Below are 10,653 nucleotides of genomic sequence, written 5' to 3' on the forward strand. Positions count from 1 at the left end.
CGTTCCGATCTGATCCCAATCAACGGCCATACTTTGATCCCCAGCGCTTCACACCATGGTCGACGTTAAACGCAAATTTGTCCACGCCGCCTAGTCGTCGATGATCGCGACAGCTCTTGTCCAGCCGGCTGAAGCCTTTTCAATTTTTACAGGGAAGCAGGAGAGAGTGAATCCGGTCGAAGGCAGCTCTTCGAGGTTATGAAGCTTCTCGATATGGCAATAGCCGCGATGACGCCAGGCCTTGTGCCCCTCCCAGATCAGCGATGCATCCTTGGTTGCCGCATATTTCTTTGCCGTATGGACAAAGGGCGCGTCCCAGCTCTATCCATCTGTACCGGTGACTTTCACGCCGCGCTCAAGAGAGCCATCGTCGCCGAGTATCCCATGCCGCAAGCGCTTGCGACATAGTTGTCTTGGCCAAAGCGAGCGCCTGCAGCCGTGTTGACGACGACGATATCAAGCGGACGCAAGACATGGCCGATGCGCTCGAGTTCGGCTTCAGCGTCGCTAGCAGTGACGAGATAACCGTCCTCGAAGTGTCGAAAATCGAGTTTGACGCCCGGCTGAAAGCACCATCCCAGCGGCACTTCATCGATCCGCAGCGATGGAATGCCATGATCCATGGTCGAATGATAATGATAGGGCGCATCCAGATGCGTGCCATTATGCGTCGATGGCGCCACGCGCTCGACGGCCCATCCTTCGCCGTCAGGTAGATCGTCCGCCTATAGTCCCGGAAAGAACGGCAGCAGTTGCATAACGCTCTGCTTATGATCGATATAGTCGATGTGCGGGATTTGGATCGGTGGATCGGCGGGGATATCATTGGCAATCGGCACCGAAAGGTCGATTATGCGTCGCGTCATGGGTTTTCCTCCTCGCAGGCCATCAGTCCTCAATCAGGCGACGTCCCAAATCGTCGCCGGCTGGATTGAAAAGCGGCTCTGAGGCACATGTGGCATGCATAGGACCACATCCGGTTGCGAAAGGTCTGGCAAACTCCTGACATCAGGCCATGATAGTGGATGCACTTTCGGCTTGTTGGTGTAGCACGCGAATAGCCGCGACTAGCCTTGATGGCTCTATTGATCGACGTCGCCCTTTATCGTCGATTGCGCGACAGATTCCTTGAACCTCACTCCGACCCCTCCCCCATTGGCGGGGATGAATTCGATGCCAGCGGCCTCCAATGCCAGGCGGACGGCATTTAGATTTGCATTTGTGATCGATGGAACACCGTCCTCGGCCTCTGCTCGCCGAATGGTCGACAATCCCAATCCTGTCGCATTTGCTAGATCTGTGGCAGCCCATCTTATTAAGGCTCTCGCGGCGCGAATCTGAGCTCCCGTAATCGCGATCATATTTTCCATTTTTATCATTGAACGTTTTTGGTTCACATGGTACTTACAGTTTCATTGCGTGATTCCGTATCCGCGACTATTGTCCGAATGCGCGGCTGCATCCGGTGCTAGGAACACCGAATGCAGCCTAACCACAACCAAGCTTTAGGGAGCTCGGATCATGGGTGATTCTGAGAATAGCAGAACTTTGCCTTCAAATACCCGCATAAACATTATTTCGCACACGACAGACTTTCTAACGCGAGGGCAGAATCGCCAAGGTAGCGTCGCCGCTATCGATCCGGCGCATGCAAAGTGGTTGGAATGGAACGACGCTCATCGGGAATTCTGCCTGCGCTGCCACCACCAGCAACGTCTGGAGACGCAAATGGTTGAAGCCGTCGGCTTTCCGACAATCGAGGTTTGCGTCCCCGGCGAGCCGGCGCCGGCCACCATTCAGAGTAATGCAGAGATTGAATCCTTGCTGCATGGCCCCGATAACGCTGCAGCACGCGATAAGGCCAGAGGAGACCTGTCGGCACAACTCAGCCGCTGGAAAGCCGCAGATAAGCGCATGGGGTATTCCAAGGCGCGGAAAGCCGAGCGCATCGCCGGTGATCGCGAGCTGGCTTTCGCTGCGGAACTATGGGATGCACCCGCGCGGTCCCTCGAAGGTGTGATCGCCAAGCTGCACGCCGTTCTGACCCTTGGGATATCGTCGCCGGACTGCAACGAGTTTCCCTGGCCCCCACTGCGCTCGGTCATGAACGATCTCCTCGAAACAGCCAGAGTGCAGCACATCGTTGAGCCAAATGGAGTCGCTGCAGCGCAACGCTCTGCGCAATTTGATGGGATAGGCCCAAGGTCTTCGCGAGATTGTGGCGGGTGATGCGCCACCATGCCGTCGGTGGCGGCAGAGGCCTACACGGGGATTATTGGCAATGGCGAAACCGACTTGCAGGCTTTGGTCGCGCGGCCCTCGCAAACCCCAACCTGCCCGCGAAGCGACGTCTGGTCTGCCGCTAGCCGAGGCCGGCTACTGGCGATGTCACCTTCAATTGAACTCGGGTGTACGTTTGACGTTCGGCCTTCAGGGTTGATCTCAGGTCATGGCTCCCGCCGCCTTGATGTTGCGGCGGTTCTGGACGATTCCGTCAAGCACATGCTCGTCCTGATCGACGGCCCGCAGCCGGTCCTCACAAGCCGTTACCGTGACATCGCCTGTCCAGGAATTCAAACCGGCCCGGCATTACAATCTCCCTAGCCGCGTAGAATTGTTAGCCGATGTTGCCCTTGCCGCCTGTTCCAGACTCGCCGACGCGATCACGCGGTGGAACGGCGTAATCACCGCTAGGTACGTCCGTCCCAGCCAGTTATGGCAATGCACCACCGTCACCACGACTAGCTCCCGGCCGCCCGCCGTGTCCGCACGCAGCAGGATTGCGAGTCGGAAGTCGAGATGCCGGTCGTCCGCACCCATTACCAACTCCCTCGCACTCTTCGACAGCAGAGGAAAGAAACCGATCACTGGCCCTTGCGCCGCTGCGGCAACACCGACGGCGCGAGATGATTTGACGCCAACTGTCGCCATCACCACATCGCGCACGCGCGTCAGCGCGCGAATCCACCATGCCTGCTGCTCGAACCCAGCGCGCGCCAGTACTTCAAGATCGTCGTTCGTCCCCGAAGGCAGGTGAACCGCGTACGCGTCCAGCAGGTCCGCGCCCACATAGAGCGGCGCTAGCACGCTGTCGGGCGGCACAGGCACTGCATGGGCTTTGATTGTGCTGCCAGCTTTTCCCAAAGGGTTAGTCAGGAGCGAACGCAAACAGGTCGCCCGATGTACCGCGTCTTCCCGTGTGGGCGTCCCAATCGGCTCGATGGGAGGTATCATTTTGCGCGTCCCTTTGCTATGCTTTTCGTAGCATAGGATTAGCTCGAACGCTACGAAAAGTATAGCATGAAGTTTCCCAAACCCGGACAGCCCGTACGCGGGTCGCATACCGGACACCCAACAATGGCGCTTCTCGATCTGCTGGGGCGGCGCATGAGTTTGCGCGTCTTGTGGGAGCTCGCTCACGCCGGACGACCTCTAACATTTCGGCAACTGCAAGCGGTCGCAGAAACAAATCCGAGCCTCCTAAACACACGCCTCAAGGAACTGCGGACGGCTGCCATCGTAGTGCATCACACTGGCGGCTATGGCTTGAGTGAAGAAGGGGAGGTGTTGGTCCGCCTTATCATGCCGCTCGACGAATGGGCCACCGAGTGGGGCGCAAGGCTCGGCGCCGCAGAGTCGCGAAAATCCTGACATTTCACTGGAAATAACGCGAGCTCACTTAAGGGCTTAAACAATCGAGTGGAAAATTCCTATCAGCCGACCTCGCGACGAGAGCGGATCATGAAGCGCTTCAAGTCACAGCGACATCTACAACGCTTCGTCTCAATCCATGATACGATCGCCAACCTGTTTCACATCCTGCGCCACGACCTCCCCTCCGCCCATCATCGAGAACTGCGTTCAGCGGCGTGGGCGAAAATCGCTCCGATATGAAGCAACCTGTCAAATGTGGCCTACTACTGCTTCTTGCCCACTAAGTTTGCGATTCCGCTCAAAATGTTGATTCCATCAAAAGTTCTAATGCCGCTATTGGCAAGCCATTCTCGGGCTCAACCTATATGCGGCTGGTCCTTGAAGATGTGAAGCGCGGCATACTGCAATAGCATGATGGTCTTGCCATCGCGGATACGCCCGTCATCGATCATCTGCAAAGCCTCATCGATCGTCGGCTCGAGGCGCTCGATATCTTCGCCTTCTTCCACATTGCCGCCGCCCTCAGAGACCTGATCTTCTGCGGAATAGGCGCCGATGAAGAAATGCAGCCTCTCCGTCACGGAACCAGGGCTCATGAAGGCGTCGAATATCTGCCGCACATCGGAGACACGGAAGCCGGTCTCCTCCTCAACCTCGGCGCGGATACGCTCCTCCGGGCTGGCATTGTCCAGGAGCCCGGCGGGGGCTTCGATCAACAGGTCGTCATGCCCGTTGACGAAGGTTGGATAGCGAAACTGTCGGGTGAGCAGAACTTTCTGGCGCTCGAGATCGTAGAGGAGGATGGTCGCCCCGTTGCCGCGATCGTAAGTTTCGCGGCTTTGCCGCTGCCAGACACCATCCTTCCGAAGAAAGCTGAATATCGTCTTCTTCAGTACATACCAATCATTTGAAAGCGTCGTCACTTCCTCGACCCGCACCCTGTCTGCAATCGTCATGGTCTTCCTCCAACACGCGTACTGCACGATATTGCATGATAACTTCTTTCGTGCAATATCGTGCATAATCAAGAAAGGGCATCGAATGCTAACATTAGAACGCAAGGCGCTCATCCTCGAGACACTTAATAGCGAAGGCCGGGTCGTGGCGAAGGATTTGAGCCAGAAGCTTGATCTCTCCGAAGATACGATCAGAAGAGATTTGCGCGAGTTGGCCGCCGAGGGACTGTTACAGCGTGTCCACGGCGGAGCGCTGCCGGCGTCAAAGGCCCTCACCGATCTTCCAACGCGCAGGAAGACGGCCGTCAGCGATAAGACCGCCATAGCCAAGGTCGCTGCAGCCATGGTGAAAAACGGCCAGATCGTTTTCCTGGATGGCGGAACGACCGCGGTGGCAGTGGCGCGCGCATTGCCGTTAGAGCTGAATGCGACTGCCGTCACCCATAGCCCTGACATCGCCGTCGCGCTTCTTGATCATCCCGGCATCGAGATCGAACTGGTCGGCGGACGGATCTACAAGCATTCCAACGTCACCGTTGGCGCCGTGGCGATGGAAGGCATCGCGCATATCCGCGCCGATATCTATTTCATGGGCGTCACCGGCGTCCACCCTGAGCAAGGGCTGACGACGGGAAGCCGGGAAGAGGCCGCCATCAAGCGAAGCATCAGCCGGCAATCCGCGGAGACGATCGTGCTGGCTTCGCATGAAAAGCTGGGAGCCGTTTCAGCCTATGATGTCATCAGCCTCGATCAGGTCGACGGCATCATTGTCGAAAGGAACTGCGCACGTGAATTCTCCGACGCCATGGCGTCGAAAGGTGTCTCGCTCATCAAGGCATGAGTTCTGTTGCACAGCGGCCAACTTGTCCTGGCAACCCCCCCAGACTTTGTCGATCGCCTCAAGACCAATGCGGCTATGAACCAAGCGGATCAAGCCACGTTCTTCGGCGGAAATGCGACCGGATATACCGACTACCCGGTGCTGGCGGCTACCAACGCGTAAGCCGTGGCCGCACAATGGATTATTATCTCGATTGATTGCAGCCAGGACAGCTCCTCTTGCGATGTTCACAACCAACGTTGCGAACATCGCAAATATCGTGCGCCCCAAGGCTGCGGCGCCGAGTGGAATAGATCGGATCGTTGCCCAAGCCTAGTTCGACAATAACTCAACCGCTCCGCTTATACTCAATAAGGATGATGGGACATTCAAGAGTATCCTATGGTAAAATATAGATAATCTTGGAGGGTGGGATGTTGTGTCTACGTCACGCCGCGACCGTTGTGCTGAGCGTCGTGCTGCTCGCACCATTGCCTTCGAAAGCTGCCGAGACGGTCGGCCAGGCGGTGCTGATTAAAACCGAAGTCAGGGGTGCAGGCGGGCCGCTTGCCGTCGATGATCCCGTCCACCGCGACGAGCAAATTCGCACCTCTCTTTCAGGCCTTGGGCAGTTCACATTTCGGGACGGCACGAAACTGGCTGTCGGTGCCGGCTCGTCGGTTACGATCGACAAATTCGTCTTCGACGACTCTGGCTCGGTCAAAAAGCTCACCATCAATGCGGCGAAGGGCACGTTTCGCTGGATGAGCGGAAATTCGGATCATTCGGCCTATCAAATCGTGACGCCGGCCGGAACGATCGGCGTGCGCGGAACCGCGTTCGATTTCTACGTCGGTCCAAACGGCATGACGGCAGTCGTTCTCCTGAACGGCGCCGCGCAGTTTTGCGGTGCGGGCGGCTGCAAGCAATTGAAGACGCAGTGCGACTGCGTGGTCGCCAAACGCAACGGCGAGATCACTGATCCGCGCCGCGTCACTCGCGATGTTCTGAAGAAACTCGGCAATCAGAAAGCTCTAGCGTTTCTCTCCGGGGATCAGCAGCTTTCAGGGCGAATGGGATTTGTCAGCGGCGGATGTGGCCTGTCGACAGCGACGAAGGATCCGCCAAATGGAATAACTCCCCGCAGCGCACCGGCAAACAATCCCGCTCCGGCACAGCCCAATACGCCGAGCATACAGAGTACGCCGGCTGCGCCACAGACCCAGGCCACAACACCCAGTACGCCCAGCGCGCCGAAAGACCATGATCATCGTCATCATGATAGAGACGATCATGACGACGAAGACGACCAAGGCCAGAACAGAAATAATGGCGATAAGGATGGCGGGCATGACCATCGCTAGCTTGAGACGAGTGTTGGCCGACGGCTGCAACATCAGCTAGATGTCGGCCGCCTTGTCTTCAGGCTCGTCCACAAAATGTCCGGCCCGGCGCGAAATCTGGCTGTAGAACCCGTGTAAGAGTCCTGTGGTTACGCCCTGCGCCTTCAGCCTTGTCGCGCCGATAAGTTTGCGGCGGCTCGTCGACCGTGTTCGCAGGGCAGCGACAAGCTTTCTGTGCAGGATCTGAAGTTCGAGAAAATCAGCAGACTTTGCGAGCTGGCTATCGCCGGCCACGGCAAAGAGCCTGGTTCGCATGCTCTTACCCTTCAACGTCAGCGCTCCCGCCTCGAGAAGAGCGCAATCGGGCAGCAAGCCCGCCGTCGGTTCGGATACGAGAATGTCGAAATTGATATCTTTGCAGGCGGATTCGATGCGCGCGGCAATATTCACGGCATCGCCGACAGCGGTATAATTGAAGCGCGTCTCCGCACCCATATTGCCGACACATGCAAGCCCTGTATGGATGCCGATCCCAATTGCAACCTGCCGCTCGTCTCCGAAGCCGAATGCATCGCTACTGTTGAGGCGGGCAAGCGTTTCCCGCATGCCCAGGGCTGCCCGCACAGCCTTGCCGGCATGGTCTGAGACATCGACGGGCGCATTCCAGAAGGCCATGATCGAGTCGCCGATGAACTTGTCGAGCGTGCCGTCATTGGCGATGACATGGTGACTGAGTGCATCGAGCAGCGTGTTTAAAAATGCGACGACGGCGCTCGGGGTGATCTCTTCGCTGATCTGCGTGAAGTTTCGCACATCGACGAACATGACCGTCAGCTCGCGCTCGTCTCCGCCAAGACGCAGCGCGTTGCGCGTGTGCTCGATGCGGTGCAGCAGAGATGGCGAAAGATAGTGGCCGAAAGCCCGCCGCACGTCGCGCCGCTCCCGATCGGTCACGAGAAAGCGGAAGGCCGTCGCGGCGAAATGCGTGATCGATCCGGAGACGATCGGCGCCAGCGGGTCGAAGAGAAGCCCGCCGTAAAGAAAGGCGATCCAGGATGCCACAAGGGCAAAAAAGGTAATCAGAAGGCCGCAGGCAAGGGCGAAAGCCGGATTGACGAAGGTCGTGACAATCACCAGAAGGCTACCCAACACGGCGATCGACAGGATTTCCAATCCGTCTGCCCAATCCGGCCGCGAAAGGAAGCGGCCCGAAAGGATCTGCTCGACGATCTGAGCGTGAATGGAGACACCCGGTACGTTTTCGCCAAGGGCGGTCGTGCGCACATCCTGAAGGCCGGAAGCGGAAGTTCCGATGAAAACGATACTGCCTTCGATGGCCGCTCTGATATCGGTGGAGGCGCTTTCGGGCACGAGGACCTTGCCGGCCGAAATATACCGTTTCGTAGTGTCGGGGCTGACATAGAGCCAGAGCTCTCCTGATGCCGTGACCGGCGCCACGAAATTCCCGATCTTGGCCCGGGTCAACGTATTCGGCGTGTCGGGCGCTGCATCAAGTACGTAAGTGGAGGCTCCCTGTGCGACGCGCAACGCTTCAAGCGCGAGACTGGGGTAAAGCTGCTTGCCGTCGCTGAGAAAAAGCGGAACTTCGCGCACCACCGCAGATGACGCCCCTGGATTGAGGCTGATATGGCCAAGCCCCGCGGCATTGGCTTCCAATTGCGGCTGCAGCGGCGTCGCGGCCTTGATTACAGGTGGCGCATCGAAGGGACTTTCGCCGGTATAGGCAAAGCCCGCTTTGACCGGCGGCAGATAATGTCCCTCGTTCGAGAGTCCGAAGCCCAGCACCACCGGCCGGCCCGAGAGCGATTGGGAAAAAATCTCATCATTATCCGGCAGCTTGCTGAGCAGCGAGGGATCGATGCCGGTGACATCGCGAACGACATTGCGTGGTGACAGGCGATCGGGCTCGGCGAAGAGGACGTCGAAGGCGATAGCGGCCGCGCCCATATCGGAAAGCCTATCCACAAGCGCGGCAATCCGATTTCTCGGCCAGGGCCATTGACCGAACTCACGCAGCGACGCTTCGTCTATGTCGACGACCCGGACGGGCTGGTTCTCGAAGGTCCGGGGCACAAGGCGCTGATACTGGTCGAATGTCAAATCGCGGGCGAGCCTCAGCAATTCGGGATCGCTTGCCCGCAGGATTGCCAGCGCTGTGACGATGGCCAAGCCGATAACGACGCCAATTTGCTGCGCACGCGTCACCATTTCGGTGTCTGTCCCTCTGCCCCGCCTCCCTCGGCAATAAGTAGAAGTTCGAAGAAATACAAAAGTCCATCGGGCTGCTGCTACGCCGGGGAAGAATATGCTGCCTTGTTCTTGATGGCGACGCAATGATCAAAGTATCGAAGGGACGAGAAATAGAACTCCTATGCTGTCATATTCAGGCGAATCTTATACGGGCCGCTTGCGGAGCTTCCAGCTCGATGAGCACTAAGATCGATACTATTGTACCTTCAAATCACGAACGCAGGTCATTCAAAAGCCATAAAGCTGGCGAGGCTCGGTGGGGCAAGACGGATCGACATGATCCAAGCCCCCGTTGCTTGATATAGGCGTGAGGCAGCATGCGTCACCACATATCCTGCTTTGCAACGGGTCCATCCATCAGGACCTGAATGAGAAGGTTCGCCGCGACCAAAGCAGATCTGCGAGGTTCAATGCGATGAATTCCACCCAAGGCCGCGTTCCCGTTTCCATCGTTATTGCAAATTACAACTACGCGCACTTTCTGAGGCGCAGCATCGATAGCGCCTTGGAACAGGATTATGACGATGCTGAAGTCATCGTCGTCGACGATGCATCGACAGATACAACAGCCGATGTCGTTATCTCTTACGGCTCTCGCATAAAGACATGTCTGCGAGAGGTGAATGGTGGGCATGCAGCGGCATTCAACACAGGGTTTGAATCCAGCCACGGCAAGATCGTGCTGTTTCTCGACGCGGATGATTATCTCTATCCGAATGCGGTATCTGAGGTCGTCGAGGCTTGGGAGGAAAAGACAGCCCAGGTGCAGTTCAGGCTGCATATCGTCGACGAGGATATGCATGTAAAGGATATATTCCCGCCTGCGGAACTGCCTTTCGATTCCGGCGATGTCACCCCGAAGCTATTGCGAAAGGGCCGCTATCAAACGACGGTCACCAGCGGCTTGGCATTCAACCGCTCGGTTCTGGACAGGGTCATGCCGGTGCCAGAACAAGAGTTTCGACAGGGAGCAGACGGCTATCTTGCTACGGTTGCACCCCTGCACGGCGAAGTGACATCCATCGATGATTGCCTCGGCGCCTATCGCATCCATGGCGCCAATCATTCCGTCTTTGCCGAGAAGCTCGGTCAGAGAGCGCGCTGGCGCATTGAGCATGATTTTCGCCGGCTGGAAGCTCTGTCTGATCAGGCAACCGAGATCGGACTGGATGTGCCCGACGATGCCGGTCTGCGCGATCCGGTGCATCTGGAAGAGCGTTTGGCGTCACTTTGTATCGATAGAGAGCAGCATCCCGTTGCAAGTGATTCCAGGCTCTCTCTTGCTACCGCGGGCGCCGTTGCCAGTCTCAAGATGAACGCATCACGGAAACGCCGTCTGATGCTGGCCGGCTGGTTTCTGTCCATCGGCATCCTTCCGCAGGAGATGGCAAGGACCATTCTATCGTGGAAACTCGTCGCCTCTTCTAGACCTCGGTTCCTCTTGCGTCTCTCAAAGACCATTCGGCACGCAATGGGATAGGTGGAATTCGCGCGTTTCATGCAGCGGCCGAACCCTAGGCGGCGTGGACAAATTTGAGCCAGTATCTGGCGGTGGCCAGATGGACCATGCCGAGGAAGCTGTTTGCCAGTTGGTCGTAGCGTGTGGCGA

General features: G+C 57.5%; 10 protein-coding genes and 3 pseudogenes. 7 read left to right on the forward strand and 6 right to left on the reverse strand.

Annotated elements, in window-relative coordinates; all coding sequences use genetic code 11:
• Positions 1-90: 90 nt before the first annotated feature.
• Positions 91-866 (reverse strand): annotated as a pseudogene (locus GGD46_RS33275) (cyclase family protein).
• Positions 867-1,082: 216 nt separating this feature from the next.
• The gene (locus GGD46_RS34200; protein WP_246806536.1) at positions 1,083-1,361 is read right to left on the reverse strand and encodes a transcriptional regulator; all 279 of its coding nucleotides are present in this window, start codon (positions 1,359-1,361) and stop codon (positions 1,083-1,085) included.
• A 160-nt stretch (positions 1,362-1,521) separates the two neighbouring features.
• Here GGD46_RS34200 and GGD46_RS33280 point away from each other — a divergent pair, with 160 nt between their 5' ends.
• Positions 1,522-2,229, forward strand: coding sequence for a hypothetical protein (locus GGD46_RS33280; protein ID WP_184711450.1), 708 nt, complete (start codon positions 1,522-1,524; stop codon positions 2,227-2,229).
• A gap of 213 nt (positions 2,230-2,442) precedes the next feature.
• On the opposite strand, the gene GGD46_RS34370 is transcribed toward GGD46_RS33280, so the two are convergent.
• Together GGD46_RS34370 and GGD46_RS33285 are read right to left on the reverse strand one after the other, a co-directional pair.
• Positions 2,443-2,577 carry a hypothetical protein gene (locus GGD46_RS34370; RefSeq protein ID WP_281414787.1) on the reverse strand — a complete coding sequence of 45 codons (135 nt, stop codon included), beginning with the start codon at positions 2,575-2,577 and terminating at the stop codon, positions 2,443-2,445.
• 12 nt (positions 2,578-2,589) lie between these two features.
• The gene (locus GGD46_RS33285) at positions 2,590-3,168 is read right to left on the reverse strand and encodes a DUF2867 domain-containing protein (RefSeq protein WP_246806534.1); all 579 of its coding nucleotides are present in this window, start codon (positions 3,166-3,168) and stop codon (positions 2,590-2,592) included.
• Between the two features lie 189 nt (positions 3,169-3,357).
• Here GGD46_RS33285 and GGD46_RS33290 point away from each other — a divergent pair, with 189 nt between their 5' ends.
• Both GGD46_RS33290 and GGD46_RS33295 read left to right on the forward strand, forming a co-directional pair.
• A complete protein-coding gene (locus GGD46_RS33290) occupies positions 3,358-3,651 on the forward strand; it encodes a winged helix-turn-helix transcriptional regulator (RefSeq protein ID WP_246806535.1) in 294 nt (97 codons plus the stop codon).
• 30 nt (positions 3,652-3,681) lie between these two features.
• Positions 3,682-3,894 (forward strand): annotated as a pseudogene (locus tag GGD46_RS33295) (IS6 family transposase); the annotation flags it as partial.
• Positions 3,895-4,010: 116 nt separating this feature from the next.
• Here GGD46_RS33295 and GGD46_RS33300 read toward each other — a convergent pair.
• Positions 4,011-4,610: an NUDIX domain-containing protein gene (locus GGD46_RS33300; protein ID WP_184711456.1), complete on the reverse strand. Its 600-nt coding sequence runs from the start codon at positions 4,608-4,610 to the stop codon at positions 4,011-4,013.
• Positions 4,611-4,695: 85 nt separating this feature from the next.
• Here GGD46_RS33300 and GGD46_RS33305 point away from each other — a divergent pair, with 85 nt between their 5' ends.
• The 3 genes and pseudogenes from GGD46_RS33305 to GGD46_RS33310 all read left to right on the forward strand — a co-directional run bounded on the left by GGD46_RS33305 (position 4,696) and on the right by GGD46_RS33310 (position 6,794).
• The gene (locus GGD46_RS33305) at positions 4,696-5,451 is read left to right on the forward strand and encodes a DeoR/GlpR family DNA-binding transcription regulator (RefSeq protein WP_184711458.1); all 756 of its coding nucleotides are present in this window, start codon (positions 4,696-4,698) and stop codon (positions 5,449-5,451) included.
• A 15-nt stretch (positions 5,452-5,466) separates the two neighbouring features.
• Positions 5,467-5,613, forward strand: a pseudogene (locus GGD46_RS34205) (alkene reductase); the annotation flags it as partial.
• A 251-nt stretch (positions 5,614-5,864) separates the two neighbouring features.
• Complete coding sequence (locus tag GGD46_RS33310) at positions 5,865-6,794, forward strand: FecR domain-containing protein (RefSeq protein ID WP_184711460.1); 930 nt, start codon at positions 5,865-5,867, stop codon at positions 6,792-6,794.
• A gap of 36 nt (positions 6,795-6,830) precedes the next feature.
• Here the strand turns inward: GGD46_RS33310 and GGD46_RS33315 are convergent, their stop codons facing one another.
• Positions 6,831-9,002 carry a CHASE2 domain-containing protein gene (locus GGD46_RS33315; RefSeq protein ID WP_210325794.1) on the reverse strand — a complete coding sequence of 724 codons (2,172 nt, stop codon included), beginning with the start codon at positions 9,000-9,002 and terminating at the stop codon, positions 6,831-6,833.
• Between the two features lie 457 nt (positions 9,003-9,459).
• Here GGD46_RS33315 and GGD46_RS33320 point away from each other — a divergent pair, with 457 nt between their 5' ends.
• Entirely contained in the window at positions 9,460-10,524 is a 1,065-nt protein-coding gene (locus GGD46_RS33320; RefSeq protein WP_184711462.1) for a glycosyltransferase family 2 protein, read from the forward strand.
• The last annotated feature ends 129 nt before the right edge of the window (positions 10,525-10,653 follow it).

The sequence above is a fragment of the Martinezella lusitana genome (genome assembly GCF_014207095.1).
In the GTDB taxonomy this organism is placed as follows: domain Bacteria; phylum Pseudomonadota; class Alphaproteobacteria; order Rhizobiales; family Rhizobiaceae; genus Rhizobium; species Rhizobium lusitanum_B.